This window comes from Bradyrhizobium sp. LTSP885 (genome assembly GCF_000938305.1).
In the GTDB taxonomy this organism is placed as follows: domain Bacteria; phylum Pseudomonadota; class Alphaproteobacteria; order Rhizobiales; family Xanthobacteraceae; genus Bradyrhizobium.
The window spans coordinates 378,891-393,111 of sequence record NZ_JYMT01000043.1; the positions used below are offsets into that span (position 1 = coordinate 378,891).

General features: G+C 64.5%; 19 protein-coding genes. 16 read left to right on the top strand and 3 right to left on the bottom strand.

All coding sequences use genetic code 11. The features are described from left to right. Positions 1-95 precede the first annotated feature (95 nt). Positions 96-842, top strand: a complete 747-nt coding sequence (locus UP09_RS35790; protein ID WP_044543096.1) for a YebC/PmpR family DNA-binding transcriptional regulator — start codon at positions 96-98, stop codon at positions 840-842. Between the two features lie 142 nt (positions 843-984). Here UP09_RS35790 and UP09_RS35795 read toward each other — a convergent pair whose 3' ends face one another. Beyond that, positions 985-1,170 carry a hypothetical protein gene (locus UP09_RS35795; RefSeq protein WP_044543097.1) on the bottom strand — a complete coding sequence of 62 codons (186 nt, stop codon included), beginning with the start codon at positions 1,168-1,170 and terminating at the stop codon, positions 985-987. Positions 1,171-1,289: 119 nt separating this feature from the next. Here UP09_RS35795 and ruvC point away from each other — a divergent pair, with 119 nt between their 5' ends. The 7 genes from ruvC (at position 1,290) to UP09_RS35830 (ending at position 6,931) form a co-directional block, all read left to right on the top strand. Further along, positions 1,290-1,817, top strand: a complete 528-nt coding sequence (ruvC, locus tag UP09_RS35800) for a crossover junction endodeoxyribonuclease RuvC (RefSeq protein ID WP_044543098.1) — start codon at positions 1,290-1,292, stop codon at positions 1,815-1,817. A gap of 301 nt (positions 1,818-2,118) precedes the next feature. After that, on the top strand, positions 2,119-2,736 hold the full coding sequence (ruvA, locus tag UP09_RS35805) for a Holliday junction branch migration protein RuvA (protein WP_044543099.1): 618 nt from the start codon (positions 2,119-2,121) through the stop codon (positions 2,734-2,736). A 193-nt stretch (positions 2,737-2,929) separates the two neighbouring features. Next, positions 2,930-3,982, top strand: coding sequence for a Holliday junction branch migration DNA helicase RuvB (ruvB, locus tag UP09_RS35810; protein WP_044543100.1), 1,053 nt, complete (start codon positions 2,930-2,932; stop codon positions 3,980-3,982). Between the two features lie 169 nt (positions 3,983-4,151). Further along, the gene (locus tag UP09_RS35815) at positions 4,152-5,069 is read left to right on the top strand and encodes a metallophosphoesterase (protein WP_044543101.1); all 918 of its coding nucleotides are present in this window, start codon (positions 4,152-4,154) and stop codon (positions 5,067-5,069) included. A 213-nt stretch (positions 5,070-5,282) separates the two neighbouring features. Beyond that, positions 5,283-5,732, top strand: coding sequence for a tol-pal system-associated acyl-CoA thioesterase (gene ybgC / locus UP09_RS35820; protein WP_044543102.1), 450 nt, complete (start codon positions 5,283-5,285; stop codon positions 5,730-5,732). A 150-nt stretch (positions 5,733-5,882) separates the two neighbouring features. Next, the gene (locus UP09_RS35825; protein ID WP_044543103.1) at positions 5,883-6,371 is read left to right on the top strand and encodes a VOC family protein; all 489 of its coding nucleotides are present in this window, start codon (positions 5,883-5,885) and stop codon (positions 6,369-6,371) included. Between the two features lie 92 nt (positions 6,372-6,463). Then, positions 6,464-6,931 (top strand): nuclear transport factor 2 family protein, encoded by a 468-nt coding sequence (locus UP09_RS35830; protein WP_044543104.1) that lies wholly within the window; start codon positions 6,464-6,466, stop codon positions 6,929-6,931. A 174-nt stretch (positions 6,932-7,105) separates the two neighbouring features. On the opposite strand, the gene UP09_RS35835 is transcribed toward UP09_RS35830, so the two are convergent. Then, the gene (locus UP09_RS35835) at positions 7,106-7,750 is read right to left on the bottom strand and encodes a glutathione binding-like protein (protein ID WP_044543105.1); all 645 of its coding nucleotides are present in this window, start codon (positions 7,748-7,750) and stop codon (positions 7,106-7,108) included. A 99-nt stretch (positions 7,751-7,849) separates the two neighbouring features. Between UP09_RS35835 and UP09_RS35840 the strand changes: the two genes are divergently transcribed. The 4 genes from UP09_RS35840 (at position 7,850) to UP09_RS35855 (ending at position 10,218) form a co-directional block, all read left to right on the top strand. Further along, entirely contained in the window at positions 7,850-8,506 is a 657-nt protein-coding gene (locus UP09_RS35840; RefSeq protein ID WP_044543106.1) for a TetR/AcrR family transcriptional regulator, read from the top strand. An 86-nt stretch (positions 8,507-8,592) separates the two neighbouring features. Next, positions 8,593-9,243 (top strand): dihydrofolate reductase family protein, encoded by a 651-nt coding sequence (locus UP09_RS35845; protein WP_044543216.1) that lies wholly within the window; start codon positions 8,593-8,595, stop codon positions 9,241-9,243. 98 nt (positions 9,244-9,341) lie between these two features. After that, positions 9,342-9,746 (top strand): ArsR/SmtB family transcription factor, encoded by a 405-nt coding sequence (locus UP09_RS35850; RefSeq protein ID WP_044543107.1) that lies wholly within the window; start codon positions 9,342-9,344, stop codon positions 9,744-9,746. Then, positions 9,739-10,218 carry an SRPBCC family protein gene (locus UP09_RS35855; RefSeq protein ID WP_044543218.1) on the top strand — a complete coding sequence of 160 codons (480 nt, stop codon included), beginning with the start codon at positions 9,739-9,741 and terminating at the stop codon, positions 10,216-10,218. The genes UP09_RS35850 and UP09_RS35855 overlap by 8 nt, the downstream gene beginning before the upstream one ends. Before the next feature lie 134 nt (positions 10,219-10,352). On the opposite strand, the gene UP09_RS35860 is transcribed toward UP09_RS35855, so the two are convergent. Further along, entirely contained in the window at positions 10,353-11,318 is a 966-nt protein-coding gene (locus UP09_RS35860; RefSeq protein ID WP_044543108.1) for a 2-hydroxyacid dehydrogenase, read from the bottom strand. Positions 11,319-11,463: 145 nt separating this feature from the next. Here UP09_RS35860 and UP09_RS35865 point away from each other — a divergent pair, with 145 nt between their 5' ends. From UP09_RS35865 to UP09_RS35880, 4 genes are all read left to right on the top strand, one after another. Continuing rightward, on the top strand, positions 11,464-11,784 hold the full coding sequence (locus UP09_RS35865) for a hypothetical protein (protein WP_044543109.1): 321 nt from the start codon (positions 11,464-11,466) through the stop codon (positions 11,782-11,784). Between the two features lie 175 nt (positions 11,785-11,959). Next, entirely contained in the window at positions 11,960-12,328 is a 369-nt protein-coding gene (locus UP09_RS35870) for a YciI family protein (protein WP_044543219.1), read from the top strand. Continuing rightward, positions 12,325-13,596 carry an RNA polymerase sigma factor gene (locus tag UP09_RS35875; RefSeq protein ID WP_044543110.1) on the top strand — a complete coding sequence of 424 codons (1,272 nt, stop codon included), beginning with the start codon at positions 12,325-12,327 and terminating at the stop codon, positions 13,594-13,596. The genes UP09_RS35870 and UP09_RS35875 overlap by 4 nt, the downstream gene beginning before the upstream one ends. A 196-nt stretch (positions 13,597-13,792) precedes the next feature. Beyond that, on the top strand, positions 13,793-14,203 hold the full coding sequence (locus tag UP09_RS35880; RefSeq protein ID WP_044543111.1) for a DoxX family protein: 411 nt from the start codon (positions 13,793-13,795) through the stop codon (positions 14,201-14,203). Positions 14,204-14,221: the final 18 nt, after the last annotated feature.

Sequence of the window (14,221 nt, forward strand, 5' to 3'; positions counted from 1 at the left end):
ACAGAATGCCCTGCCGATCTTTGATTTTGGCCCGCGACGGGCCTATAAGGCCGCGTTTTCCACCCCTCCGACTGACGCTTTCCAAGAGACTTCGCATGGCCGGCCATTCCCAATTCAAGAACATCATGCACCGCAAGGGCCGGCAGGATGCCCAGAAGTCGAAGCTTTTCGGCAAGCTGGCCCGCGAAATCACCGTGGCTGCCAAGCTCGGAACCCCGGATCCGGCGATGAATGCGCGGCTGCGCGCCGCCGTGGTTGCGGCCCGGGTCGAGAACATGCCCAAGGACAATATCGACCGCGCCATCAAGAAGGCCTCGGGCAGCGATGGCGAGAACTATGACGATATCCGCTACGAGGGGTATGGCCCGGGCGGCGTCGCTGTCATCGTCGAGGCGCTGACCGACAATCGCAACCGCGCCGCCTCCGACATCCGCTCCTTCTTCACCAAGTCGGGCGGCAATCTCGGCGAAACCGGCTCGGTCGCCTTCATGTTCGACCGCACGGGCATCATTGAGTATGACGCAAGCGTCGCCTCCGACGATGCCATGCTGGATGCCGCGATCGAGGCCGGTGCTGACGACGTAGCCTCCAGCGAAAGCGGCCACGAGGTCTACGCCTCGCAGGAAACCTTCCGCGAGGTCGCCAAGGCCCTGGAGTCGAAGTTCGGCGAGCCGCGCAAGGCGGCGCTGACCTGGAAGCCGCAGAACACCATCTCCGTCGACGACGAGACCGGCGAAAAGCTGTTGAAGCTGATCGACCTGCTCAACGAGCATGACGATGTGCAGAACGTGTTCGCCAATTTCGAAGTGTCCGACGCGCTGATGGCGAAGATGGGCGGCTGAGCCGCTTGCTCCGTTGTCATCGCCCGGCTTGTCCGGGCGAACCCAGGATTCCAGAGACCTGTGTTTGATCCGAGAAGCCTCGGCGTACTGGATCCCCGCCTTCGCGGGGATGACGAGTGGGGAGGCCGCCCCCGAGGCGGCCTTACTTGTTTGGCAGGAGCCCCAGGACCATCCACGGCAGGGGAAAGAGCGGAAACAGCGCCGCGCCCCAGAGGAACCAGACGCGCTTCGAGCGTCCCCTCTCGGCGGCATAGTTGGCAGTGAACCGTCCGGACAAGAACGCGACCACAAGGACCGGGATTGTGATGAAAACGATCAGGGGAAGCATGGTGGCTCCTGTCGATGCTCGTCGTTGAGCATATAGGATCGGGCTCGAGCGCGCGACAGGGGCGGGGATGACGCCCTGTTTGTGTTTCGTTCCCGGGTAGCAGGCGGTATCACTACCCCATGACATCCCAGCCGATTCGCACCCCCGTCCGCATCATCGGTATCGATCCCGGTCTCCGCCGCACCGGCTGGGGGGTGATCGAGACCGAGGGCAACCGTCTGGTCTATATCGGCTGCGGTTCGGTCGAGCCGCCGGACAATCTGCCGCTGGCGAGCCGCCTGCTCGCGATCCATGAAGGGCTTGCGGCCGTGCTCAGTGACTTCAAACCGGTGGAAGCCGCGGTGGAAGCGACCTTCGTCAACAAGGACGGCGTTGCCACGCTGAAGCTCGGCCAGGCGCGCGGCGTCGCCATGCTGGCGCCCGCGATGTTCGGTATCTCGGTCGCGGAATACGCGCCGAACCAGGTCAAGAAGACCGTGGTTGGCGCCGGACATGCCGAGAAGAGCCAGATCCAGATGATGCTGAAGATCCTCTTGCCGAAAGCGGAGCCGCGATCCGCCGACGCGGCTGACGCGCTCGCGATCGCGATCACCCACGCCCATCACCGCCAGAGCACCGCACTGCGGCTGAGGGTGGCGAGCTTATGATACCGTGTAGCGACGTTTCACGAAGTGAGGTGAGCACGCTGCTCGGGCTCCCTCCCCCCTTGTGGGGGAGGGTTGGGGAGAGGGGTAAGCCCCGGGCTCAGACGTCGGGTATGACGCAAGCTCGCGCAAGTTATGTTGGCACAACGTTCGATGACATCGACGGAGTTGTCCTCGCACCACGTCAGGCCGCTGCGCAAGCGGCACCCCTCTCCCTAACCCTCCCCCACAAGGGGGGAGGGAACCCTACCGCCGGTGCCCTCCTCACTGCGCGCGCCGCGAGCGTCGAATTTGTGGTGTTGCCATGATCGGCAAGCTCAAGGGCCTGATTGATTCCTATGGCGAGGACTACGTGATCCTCGATGTCGGCGGCGTTGGCTACCAGGTGCATTGCGCCAGCCGCACCTTGCAGGCGCTGCCGTCGCCGGGCGAGGCCGTGGTGCTCTCGATCGAGACCTATGTCCGCGAGGATCAGATCAAGCTGTTCGGCTTCCGCGGTGATCACGAGCGCGAATGGTTTCGCCTGCTGCAGACCGTGCAGGGCGTCGGCGCCAAGGTCGCGCTCGCGGTGCTCTCTACGCTGCCGCCGACTGATCTCGCCAACGCGATCGCGCTGCGCGACAAGGCCGCGGTCGCGCGGACGCCGGGGGTCGGGCCGAAGGTGGCTGAGCGCATCGTCAGCGAATTGAAGGACAAGGCGCCGGAATACTCCAATGTCGATCCGGCGGTGGTGCATCTGTCCGGCGCGCTCGACAACAACCGCGCGCCGCGCCCGGTCACCGACGCGATCTCCGCGCTGGTCAATCTCGGCTACGGCCAGCCGCAGGCCGCCGCCGCGATCGCCGCCGCCTCGCGCAGTGCGGGTGAGCATGCCGAGACCGCGCAGCTGATCCGGCTGGGGCTGAAGGAACTGGCGAAGTGACCCGCAGATATCCGCGCGAGCTGTTCTCCACCTCGCCCCGCTTGCGGGGAGAGGTCGGATCGCGGAGCGATCCGGGTGAGGGGGTACAGGTCTTTCGACGCGCATCGCCCAGTGGAGAGAGCCCCTCACCCCAACCCTCTACCCGCAAGAGCGGGGCGAGGGGAAACTACCAGTCCCGTGATATTGTCGTCACATGAATACGCCGCCCTCCCGCATCGTCACCCCCGAACGCCGCACTGACGATGTCGGCGACACCGCGCTGCGTCCGCAGTTGCTGACTGAATTCGTCGGCCAGGCGCAGGCGCGCAAGAATCTTTCGATCTTCATCGAGGCGGCGAAGAAGCGCGGCGAGGCGCTGGATCATGTGCTGTTCGTTGGCCCCCCCGGCCTCGGCAAGACCACGCTGGCGCAGATCGTGGCGCGCGAGCTCGGCGTCGGCTTTCGCGCCACCTCCGGCCCCGTGATCGCCAAGGCCGGCGACCTCGCCGCGCTGCTGACCAATCTCGAAGAACGCGACGTGCTGTTCATCGACGAGATCCATCGCCTCAGCCCGGCGGTCGAGGAAGTGCTTTACCCCGCGATGGAGGATTTCCAGCTCGACCTGATCATCGGCGAGGGCCCCGCGGCGCGCTCGGTGAAGATCGAATTGGCAAAATTCACCCTGGTCGGCGCGACGACCCGAGCGGGGCTGCTCACCAACCCGCTGCGCGACCGCTTCGGCATCCCGATCCGGCTGAATTTCTACACGATCGAGGAGCTGGAACGGATCGTCACCCGCGGCGCCCGTGTGCTCAGCATCGGCATGACACCCGATGGCGCCAACGAGATCGCGCGCCGCGCCCGCGGCACGCCGCGGATCGCCGGACGCCTGCTGCGCCGTGTCAGAGATTTTGCCTCCGCGGCAGATGCCGACTCGATCGATCGCGGCATCGCCGATCGCGCGCTCTCCGCGCTCGAGGTCGACAGCGCCGGGCTCGACGCGATGGATCGCCGCTATCTCACGACGATCGCGATGAACTATGGCGGCGGCCCGGTCGGCGTCGAGACCATGGCGGCGGCGCTGTCGGAGCCGCGCGACGCGATCGAGGACATCATCGAGCCCTATCTGATCCAGTGCGGCTACCTGCAGCGCACCCCGCGCGGGCGTCTCCTGACGTCGCACGCCTTCCGACATCTTGGCCTCGCCGAGCCGACCCGCGATCCCGCGCAGTTCGGTCTGTTCGGCGGCGATGGCGACGGCGACTGAGCGTGCTCTCGAAGCCGTGAGCGAACCCGTGAGAATGCGTGTTGATGCAGTGCACGGCGCTATCAGCCGGTAACCATTGCAACGCCCCTGCAGGCCTTCTGCACAAACGTGGCCCAATTCCGCTTCAATCGCGGGGCTAGCTCGATCGGGCATCACTGGTCGGACTTCCATGATTTCACGTCGCAATTTTCTCCGTTCCGTCGGCGGATTGACCGCCGCCGGCGCCTCGACCGCGGCCTATGGCGTCAGCGAGCCGGTCGTCCGGCTCACGCTCACGCGCTACGACTTGGCGCCGCGGCAATGGCCGGCCGATTTTCCGCTCAAGATCGCGGCCCTTGCCGACATTCACGCCTGCGATCCCTGGATGTCGCTCGACCGCATTTCGGAGATTGTCGATCGCACCAATGCGCTGAACGCCGACATCATCGTCCTGCTCGGCGACTATGTGGCGGGGCTTCGCCACGTCACGCGGTTCATTCCGGCCTCCGAATGGGCCGCGGTGCTCGCGAACCTGAAGGCGCCGCTCGGCGTGCATGCGATCCTTGGCAACCATGATTACTGGGACGACAAGGCCGTGCAGCGCCAGGGCGAGGGTGTACCGGTCGCCCGTCGCGCGCTGGAGCGGGTCGGCATTCCGGTCTACGAGAACGACGTGGTGCGGTTGACCAAGGACGGCCGTCCGTTCTGGCTCGCCGGCCTCGGCGACCAGCTCGCTTTTCTGCCGGCACGGCGTTTTCGGCAAATCGCCCATGTCGGCGTCGACGATCTCGGTGCGACGCTGGCCAAAATCACCGACGATGCGCCGGTGATCCTGCTCGCGCACGAACCCGACATCGCGCGCCGCGTGCCTTCGCGCGTCGCGCTGCAACTGTCCGGCCACACCCATGGCGGCCAGGTCCGGCTGCTCGGCTGGTCGCCCGCGGTGCCCGTCAAACAGGGCATGCGGCTCGCCTATGGCCACCTCAGGCTGAAGACCGATGTCATCGTCTCCGGCGGCCTCGGCTGCAGCATCATGCCGTTCCGCCTCGGGGTTCCCCCCGAAATCGTGCAGGTGACGCTGGGTTCGAAGGGGCCGGCGGTTTCGTAGTTTCCGCCGACCGTTGCCGTGATCTGGCCTGTGCATTCGGCGCCAAAGCTGTTAATTTTCCTCGATGGATCCACACGCCGAACAAGCCGGGAAACTCTCTGCGCTCAAATGCCTTATCGAAGAGGGCATGATTGACATTGAAGCAGGGCGCATTGTGCCATGGGATTTACAGACATTTCTTGAGATGGCTCGAGAGCGAGCCAATCGATCAGAATGACGTTACCCCATATCGACGGCGCGATCCGTGACGGACGGCACCACATGCAGGTCCGCGTCTATTACGAGGACACCGATTTCTCCGGCATCGTCTATCACGCTAATTATCTGCGCTTCATGGAGCGCGGGCGCACCAATCATCTGCGCCTGATGGGCGCCGAACAGAACGCGCTGTTCGAGGAGGCGCAAGAGGAGACCGGTGGCTTCGCCTTCGTGGTGCGCTCGATGACGCTCGACTTCCTCAAGCCCGCGCGGATGGACGACATGCTCGACGTCGTCACCTGGCCGGTTGCGGTGAGGGGGGCTTCCATCATGCTGGCGCAGGAGGTCAAGCGCGGCGACGACGTGCTGGTCAAGGCGCAGGTGCGCGTCGCCTTCGTCAGCCAGGGCAGGGCGCAGCCGATTCCGAAGGCGATCCGGCAGTTGATGAAGGCCGATCTGATCTAGAGCGTTTTCGAGCGAAGTGGATACCGGTTCGCGTAAAGGAAACGCGTCAAAACAAGAATCTAGAGCCCCGTTCCGATTCCATCGGAACGGAAATGGCTCTAGGCGCTGGACTTGTTGACCCACAAAAAACGTCACAAGGAGGAAACAACCATGGTCAAGATCAGCCAAAAGATCACAACCTTTCTCTGGTTCGACACCCAGGCCGAAGCAGCCGCGCGCTTCTATACGTCGCTGTTCAAGGACAGCCGCATCACCGCGATCAGCCGTTACCCGGACGCAGTCTCTGACAAGGCAGGCTCGGTCATGCTCGTCACGTTCGAGCTTGCCGGTCAGCAATTCCGCGCCTTGAACGCGGGACCGCAGTACAAGTTCAATGAATCGATTTCGCTGCTCGTCGAATGCGAGATCCAGGCCGAAATCGATGAGTTCTGGAGCAAGCTCACCGAGGGCGGCAAGGAACAGCCATGCGGCTGGCTGACCGACCGGTTTGGATTGTCGTGGCAGATCGCGCCGGCACGGCTGCTGGAACTGGTCTCCGGCGACGATCGCGAGGCCGCTTCCGCGGCCATGCGTGCGATGTTCGAGATGAAGAAAATCGACATCGCCGATATCGAGCGCGCGGTGAAGGCGCGGCAATGATCTGATCCCGCTATCGGCTGATAGGAAACCGGCCATCGACTCTTGGTCTCGCGGCGATAGATTGCGCGCGACAACAACCGCGAGGGATCGCCATGTCACGCCCGCCGCTTCCGCCTTTTACCCGTGAGACCGCCGCGCAGAAAGCGCGCATGGCGGAAGATGCCTGGAATTCCCGTGACCCCGCCCGCGTCGCGCTCGCCTATACCGAGGACAGCCGCTGGCGCAACCGCTCCGAGGTGTTTGGGGGACGCGAGGAGATTGTGACCTTCCTCACCCGCAAATGGGAAAAAGAGCGCGAGTACCGGCTGATCAAGGATCTCTGGGCCTTCGACAACAATCGCATTGCGGTGCGCTTCCAGTACGAATGGCACGATGCCGGCGGCAACTGGTTTCGCTCGTACGGCAACGAGCAGTGGGAGTTCGACGAGCACGGCCTGATGCGCCGCCGCGAAGCCTCGATCAACGACATCGCGATCAGCGAAAAGGATCGCCGCTTCCACTGGCCGGCCCCGGGCCCGCGGCCGGCGGATGTGCCGGGATTGGGCGAGAGCCCGTTCTGATTCAAATGAGGGGCTGCGCACTTCACCTCGCCCCGCTTGCGGGGAGAGGTCGAAATTCGCGTAGCGAATGTCGGGTGAGGGGGTACAGGTCTAACTTCGCTCACGAGTCGTGGAAGCAGCCCCTCGCCCCGCTCCCTCTCCCCGTGAAGAACGGGGAGAGGGAGCGGGAGAGAGTCACGCCGCCGCCTTGTGCCGGGCGAGTTCGGCCTTGTAGAGCTCGAACTCTTCCGCGATCGCCTTTGCAACCGACGGCCGGGTCCGCAGCCGATCGAAATAAGCTTTCAGCGCCGGCCATTTGGCCAGCTCGATCGGCGGCGTCGCCATGGTCCAGTTGATCACAGTCACGAGATAGGCGTCGGCGACGCTGAAATGGTCGAGCAGGTACTCGCGGCCCTTCAGATGGTCCTCGAGATAGTCGAGCCGCGACAGATATCGCCCCAGCACATAGGTCTTCACCTCCGCCGGCGCCTTCTTGTCGAGCACCGGCACGAACAGGCCCTTGTGCAGCTCGGTGCCGATGAAGCACAGCCATTGATGCAGCCGCGGGCGCTCGGCGCCGGAGGTCGGGCCGAGGCCGGCCTGCGGGAAGCGGTCGGCGACATATTGCAGGATCGCGGCGTTCTCGGTCAGCACCACACCGTCATCGGTGCGCAGCGTCGGCACCAGCCCGAGCGGGTTGATTTTTGTGAAGTCGGAGCCGTCGGTCTGGACCCGCTTGGTCTTGGGATCGACCTCGAGGAAGTTGGCCTGTTCGCCCGCCTCATACAGCGCGACGCGGGTCGCCATCGAACACGCGAGCGGTGAGAAATAAAGGTCCATGGGTGCCTCCTTGGTGTTGCTTGGCGCGGGTTTCCGGGCCGGTGTTGATTTTTGTACTGTCTTGTATAATATCGAGGGCGTCAAGGAATTTAATGCGAAATGGTACAAAAAAGTAACAAGCCGCCATCTGCTGCCAAAATGGATGCGCCCGCAGCGCCGAAGCGGCGCGGGCGGCCGCGCGCCTACGAGCCCGATGTCGCGCTCGGCAGGGCGCTCGATCTCTTCAGACGCGATGGATTCTCGGCAACCTCGCTCGACGATCTCAGCGCCGCCACCGGCATGAACCGGCCGAGCCTCTATGGCGCGTTCGGCGACAAGCGCGAGCTCTACATCAAGAGCTACCAGCGCTATCGCGACGATGCGCGTACCGCGATGGTCGACATCTTCCGCAGCGAAGCGCCGCTGCGAGAGCGGCTCAAGCGCATCTACGCGATCGCGCTCGACATCTACACCGAAGGGGAATCGCCGCGCGGCTGCTTCACGGTGATGACGGCAGCGTCCGAGGCGGTGTCGGATCCTGCGATCCGCGGCATGGTGCTGGAAGGCTTTGTCGAGCTCGATAAGGCCTTCGCCACCTGCTTCGGGATCGCCAAGGAGCGCGGCGAACTGCCCGCGAGCACGGACGCGACCGTGCTCGCGCATCTTGCCTCCGCGACCATCCACACCGTCGCGATCCGCGCCCGCGCCCAGGTGCCACGCAAGGAACTCGAAGCCATCGTCAAGGGCGCCCTCGACGTGATCTGCGGGGCGAAATAGCCCGCGTAATTTTTTCGCGTCGAATGTCGGCTCCCGGTTGTCCAGGCCGTCTTCCATGCGATGCGTCATTCATGGAAGCAAATATCATGGGAAAAGTCAGAACTTCAGCCTTCTCGGTATCGATCGACGGCTTCGGCGCCGCGCCGCGCCAGAGCCTCGAAAATCCCTTCGGCGAAGGCGGCACGGTGCTGCCCGGCTGGTTCCTGCAGACGCGGACATTTCGTGCGATGACCGGCCAGGATGGCGGCAGCAACGAGATCGACGACGAGATCGCGCGCAAGTCGATGGAGGGCATCGGAGCCTGGATCCTCGGACGCAACATGTTCGGTCCGGTCCGCGGTCCCTGGCCGGATGACTCTTGGAAGGGCTGGTGGGGTGACAATCCGCCGTACCACACGCCAACGTTTGTGCTCACCCATCACGCGCGCCCGGATATTGAGATGGAGGGCGGCACCACCTTCCACTTCGTCACCGACGGCATCATCGCTGCGCTGGAGCGGGCGCGCGCGGTCGCGCAGGGCAAGGACATCCGGGTCGGCGGCGGCGTTTCCGTCGTGCGGCAATTCCTGCAGGCGCGTCTGCTCGACGAGGTTCAACTGGCCCTGTCGCCGGTGCTGCTGGGGGCGGGCGAGAACCTGTTCGCCGGCCTCGATCTGCCTAGCCTCGGCTATGAGGTCGTCGCGCGCGTGGCGAGCCCGAACGCCACGCACGTCACCTTCGCGCGCAAACCGAGCTAGGTCGCTCGACCCGCATCGCAGACAAAATCGGCGGTTGACGCGCATGCCATTTGGTCATATTTAACCCATAGGTTATTTAACTAATAGGCTAAGTACAGATGGCGCTCGATCCCCTGAGTTCGACCTTCGCGGCGCTGGCCGATCCGACCCGGCGCGCGATCCTGGCGCGGCTCGCGCTCGGTGAGACCTCGGTGATGGAACTGGCCGAGCCGTTCGACATGAGCCTGCCGGCGATCTCAAGGCACCTGAAGGTGCTCGAACATGCCGGGCTGATCTCGCGCTCCCGCGAGGCGCAGTGGCGGCCGTGCCGGATCGCGCCTGTTGCGTTCAAGCAGGCCGATGGTTGGCTCGGCAATTTCCGCCAATTCTGGGATGAGAGCTTCAACCGCCTCGATGGACTGCTCGAGGAGATGAAGGCGGAGGAGGCCGCTAAAGCCCCGCCGCGGACCAAACGCAAGGTCAAAGCAACCAGGGAGAAGAAAAGTGGACGCACGCGTGGATAGGAAACTGAAGATCACGACCCCATCGGATCTCGAATTCGCCATGACGCGCCAGTTCGACGCGCCGCGGCATCTGGTGTTCGACGCCATGACGAAGCCGGACCTCGTCGTTCGCTGGCTCGGCTGCGCCGAGCTCGCGATGCCGGTGTGCGAGATCGACCTGCGCGTCGGCGGCGCCTACCGTTTCGTGTTCCGCTCGTCCGAGGGCATCGAGCACGTGCTGAGCGGGACCTATCGCGAGGTGGCGCGCCCCGAGCGCGTCGTATTCGGCGAGACCTTCGCGATGCCCGGCTTCACCAGCGACGAATATCTGGTGACGTCGATCTTCGTGGAGGCTGATGGCAAGACCACGCTGACGACCACCATCAAGCACCCGACCAGGGAAGCCCGCGACGGCCACCTCAATTCCGGCATCGAGAAGGGCGTCGAGCCCGCGTACGACCGGCTCGCAGATGTCGTGGCGACGATGGGGTGAGATAACGATCCCTCAACCGTCATTGCGAGCGAAGCGAAGCAATCTATCTCTCGGTTTTGCCGAGCGATGGATTGCTTCGTCGCTTCGCTTCTCGCAATGACGGTGGTTTGCACCGTCGAACGCCGGGACGACGATCAATACCCCCGCTTACGATCCACCACATTCTCCAGCTCACCGCCGGCCTCGAACCGCGCGATCTGCTGCGCGACATATTTCGAGATCTCGTCGGCGTCGGTGTCGGCGGCGTTATGCGGCGTCAGCACCACTTTCGGATGGCTCCAGAACGGGCTGCTCGCGGGCAGCGGCTCGGTCTCGTAGACGTCGAGCGAGGCGGCGCCCAGCGTGCCGTCGTCGAGCGCTTGCAGGATGTCGGATTCGTTCTGCAGGCCGCCGCGGCCGGCATTGATGATCACGGGCGCGCCGAGCGGACTATCGCGGTTCAGTTTCGCGAACAGATCGCGGTTGAGGACATGCCGTGTGTCCGGCGTCAGCGGCAGCAGGCAGACCAGGATGTTGGTCTGGCGCAGGAACGCATCGAGCCCGTCGGCGCCGTGAAAGCAGGCAATGCCGTCGATCTGCTTCTCACTGCGACTCCAGCCGATCACGCGGAAGCCGAGCGCGCGCAGCGCACGCGCCGAGGCGGCGCCTAACGTGCCGAGCCCCATGATGCCGACGGTGAGCGCGCCCGCGGCCCATTGATATTTCGGCGCCCAGCGCTTCTCCCGTTGCGACTCCCGCAGGTAAAGCTCCTGCCGGTGATGCATCAGCACATGCAGCACGACATATTCGGTCATGCGGTCGGTGAGGTCGTCAACCGCGACCCGCACCAGCGGCACGTCGGGCAGCGAGCGGTCGGCCATCAGCGCGTCGACGCCGGCGCCGAGATTGAAGATGACGCGCAGATTGCCGAACGTGGCGAGCTCGCCGGGCTTCGGCTTCCAGACCGCAGCGTAGTGCACGTCGGCCGGATCGAGCGCCGGGTCGGGCAGCAGCACCACGCGCCTGTTACCGCAGACCCCGTCGAACCGTGCCTTCCAGCGCGACGGCGACCAGTTTTCCGCGCCGCCGTTGATCAGCAGCGCGAGCACGCCCTTACCCATCCAAATACCTCCGACCTCTTGTTTGAGCATGATCTTTTCGGAAAACCGCTGCCCACTTTTCCGGATCATGCTTTAGCGTGATCTAGATCACGGAACGACACGATCCGCACCCCTAGTCTCCTGCCATCAACAGGGGAGAACTTCCATGCGCAAACTGTTCCTGATTTCCGCTTTCGTCCTCGTTTCCGCCGCCGCCCAGGCCGGCCAGAACCGCGGCCTCGTGCTGGCCGCCAACGACGCGCCCGCCCCGGTCCAGGCGGTCGAGACCGCCAAGCCGGCCGATCCAGCGCCGCAAGTCCAAACCCAAGCCCGGCCGGCTCCGGTCGAGGCCCAGCCTGCCCAAGCGCAGGCCGACGAGCCAAAGCACCAGGCCTCCAAGCCGGTGAAGAAGGCTCACGCCCGTCACTATGAGGGCGACGAAGCCAAGGCGCGCCGCATCGCCGCCCGTTATGGCGTCTACTGGTAATCGCAACGTTCCGATCGTCGCGGTGATGGCCTGACGCGGCCAGCCACCGCGACCTCGGCGTCCGGCGCGAATTCACTGCGCTTCCGGCTTCGAAACCGGCCGAAATTTCTTTCGCTCCCCCTGTCGGCAGCGGGCATAATCGTTCGTTCCTGAGATGAACGGAGATGCCCTTTCGATGCTGTACGCCATCCTCTGCTATCATGACGAAGATCTGGTCGGTTCCTGGAGCAAGGAACACGACGCCGACGTCATGCAGAAACTGACCGTCGTGCAGGACAAACTCGCCAAGCAGGGCCGGCTCGGTCCGGTGGCGCGGCTGTTGCCGACCACGTCCGCGACGACGCTGCGTAAGGAGGACCCGCCGCTGGTGCTGGACGGTCCGTTCGCCGAGACCAAGGAACAACTGCTCGGCTTCTACGTGATCGAGGCCAAGAACCTCGACGAGGTGCTCGATTTCGCGCGCGAGCTGGGCGAGGCCAATCCCGGCGGCACCTATGAGATCCGCCCGGTCGGCTACTTCACTGCCGGGAGTGTCAAGCCGTGACCGATACCGCCTGGATCGATGCCGCGCTGACGTCGGCGCGTCCCCAGGCGGTCGGTGCGCTGCTGCGCTATTTCCGCAATCTCGATACCGCCGAGGAGGCGTTCCAGAACGCCTGCCTGCGGGCGCTGAAGAACTGGCCGCAGAACGGCCCGCCGCGCGATCCCGCGGCGTGGCTGATCATGGTTGGTCGCAACGTCGCGATCGACGATATCAGGCGCAGCAAGAAGCAGGAGCCGCTGCCCGAGGACGATCAGGCGATCTCCGACCTCGGCGACGCCGAGGACGAGATCGCCGAGCGGCTCGACGGCTCGCATTACCGCGACGACATCCTGCGGCTGCTGTTCATCTGCTGCCACAAGGACCTGCCGGCAACGCAGCAGATCGCGCTTGCCCTGCGCATCGTCTCCGGCCTCACCGTGAAGCAGATCGCGCGCGCCTTTCTGGTCTCGGAGGCCGCGATGGAGCAGCGCATCACGCGGGCGAAAGCGCGCGTCGCCGGTGCACAAGTGCCGTTCGAGACCCCGGGCGCGGTCGAGCGCAGCGAGCGGCTCGCCTCGGTCGCTGCGATGATCTACCTGATCTTCAACGAGGGCTATTCGGCGAGCGGCGACACCGCGGAGATCCGCTCGCCGCTGTGCGAGGAGGCGATCCGTCTCGCTCGGCTGCTGCTCCGGCTGTTCCAGAGCGAGGCCGAGATCATGGGGCTGACGGCGCTGTTGTTGCTGCAGCATGCCCGCGCCGCCGCGCGTTTCGACGCGGAGGGCGAGGTGATCCTGCTCGACGACCAGGACCGCAGCCTGTGGAATCAGAAGCTGATCGCCGAGGGGCTGGCGCTGATCGACAAGGCGATGCGCCACCGCCGGAGTGGGCCTTATCAAATCCAGGCGGCGATCGCAGCATTGCACGCCCGCGCGGAGAAGCCCGAGGATACCGACTGGACGCAGATCGACCTGCTCTATGGCGCGCTCGAACTCATGCAGCCGTCGCCGGTGGTGACGCTGAACCGCGCAGTCGCGGTCTCCAAGGTGAGGGGGGCCGAGGCGGCGCTCGACATGATCGACCCCTTGGCACCACGGCTCTCCAACTATTTTCACTATTTCGGCGTGCGCGGTGCTTTCCTGATGCAGCTCGGCCGCAACGACGAGGCCCACGTCGCTTTCGACCGCGCCATCGCGCTGGCCAACACCACCGCCGAAGCCTCCCACATCCGCATGCATATCGACCGCCTGATACGCGACAGCAAGCCAGGGCAGGCGAAGGCGAAGTAGCTTTCAGCTCTCTCAATCGTCATGCCCGGCCTTGTGCCGGGCATCCACGTCTTTGGATGGCGCGAAAAGGAAGGCGTGGATGGCCGGGACAAGCCCGGCCATGACGAACTCTGAAAAATCTTCACACCCCCTGTCGGCCCCGTACTCGCCCGTTCGTCATAATGACAGAGCATCACCAAGCCTCGCGGAGCCTGTCATGCCGACCATCGCCGAGACCGAAGTCTCAAAGCCAGCGCGCATCATCGGCCGCATCCTGAGCGGCCTTGTCATCGTCTTCCTGCTGTTTGATGGTGCGATCAAGCTGGTGCCGTGGCCAGTCGTCACCGAGACGTTGGACAGAATGGGTTACGGCTCGAGCGAGACGCTCGCGCGCAGCCTCGGCCTCATCACCATCGTCTGCACGCTGCTCTATTCGGTGCCGCCGACTTCGATCCTCGGGGCGATCCTGCTCACCGGCTATCTCGGCGGTGCGATCGCCTCGCATGTTCGGATCGGCAGCCCGCTGTTCACGCATACGCTGTTCGGGGTCTATCTCGGCCTGATGGTGTGGGGCGGGCTGTATCTGCGCGACGGTAATCTGCGCACGCTGATTCCGTTTCGCCGCTAACCTATTCCTGAATCTGTT

Coding starts and splice junctions, on each gene's coding strand:
- UP09_RS35865 (WP_044543109.1), top strand. CDS start 11,464: ATGCGCAAACTGTTCCTGATTTCCGCTTTCGTCCTCGTTTCCGCCGCC.
- UP09_RS35830 (WP_044543104.1), top strand. CDS start 6,464: ATGTCACGCCCGCCGCTTCCGCCTTTTACCCGTGAGACCGCCGCGCAG.
- ruvC (WP_044543098.1), top strand. CDS start 1,290: ATGACATCCCAGCCGATTCGCACCCCCGTCCGCATCATCGGTATCGAT.
- UP09_RS35840 (WP_044543106.1), top strand. CDS start 7,850: ATGGTACAAAAAAGTAACAAGCCGCCATCTGCTGCCAAAATGGATGCG.
- ruvB (WP_044543100.1), top strand. CDS start 2,930: ATGAATACGCCGCCCTCCCGCATCGTCACCCCCGAACGCCGCACTGAC.
- ybgC (WP_044543102.1), top strand. CDS start 5,283: ATGACGTTACCCCATATCGACGGCGCGATCCGTGACGGACGGCACCAC.
- UP09_RS35790 (WP_044543096.1), top strand. CDS start 96: ATGGCCGGCCATTCCCAATTCAAGAACATCATGCACCGCAAGGGCCGG.
- UP09_RS35825 (WP_044543103.1), top strand. CDS start 5,883: ATGGTCAAGATCAGCCAAAAGATCACAACCTTTCTCTGGTTCGACACC.
- UP09_RS35880 (WP_044543111.1), top strand. CDS start 13,793: ATGCCGACCATCGCCGAGACCGAAGTCTCAAAGCCAGCGCGCATCATC.
- UP09_RS35845 (WP_044543216.1), top strand. CDS start 8,593: ATGGGAAAAGTCAGAACTTCAGCCTTCTCGGTATCGATCGACGGCTTC.
- UP09_RS35835 (WP_044543105.1), bottom strand. CDS start 7,750: ATGGACCTTTATTTCTCACCGCTCGCGTGTTCGATGGCGACCCGCGTC.
- UP09_RS35870 (WP_044543219.1), top strand. CDS start 11,960: ATGCTGTACGCCATCCTCTGCTATCATGACGAAGATCTGGTCGGTTCC.
- ruvA (WP_044543099.1), top strand. CDS start 2,119: ATGATCGGCAAGCTCAAGGGCCTGATTGATTCCTATGGCGAGGACTAC.
- UP09_RS35815 (WP_044543101.1), top strand. CDS start 4,152: ATGATTTCACGTCGCAATTTTCTCCGTTCCGTCGGCGGATTGACCGCC.
- UP09_RS35860 (WP_044543108.1), bottom strand. CDS start 11,318: ATGGGTAAGGGCGTGCTCGCGCTGCTGATCAACGGCGGCGCGGAAAAC.
- UP09_RS35850 (WP_044543107.1), top strand. CDS start 9,342: ATGGCGCTCGATCCCCTGAGTTCGACCTTCGCGGCGCTGGCCGATCCG.
- UP09_RS35795 (WP_044543097.1), bottom strand. CDS start 1,170: ATGCTTCCCCTGATCGTTTTCATCACAATCCCGGTCCTTGTGGTCGCG.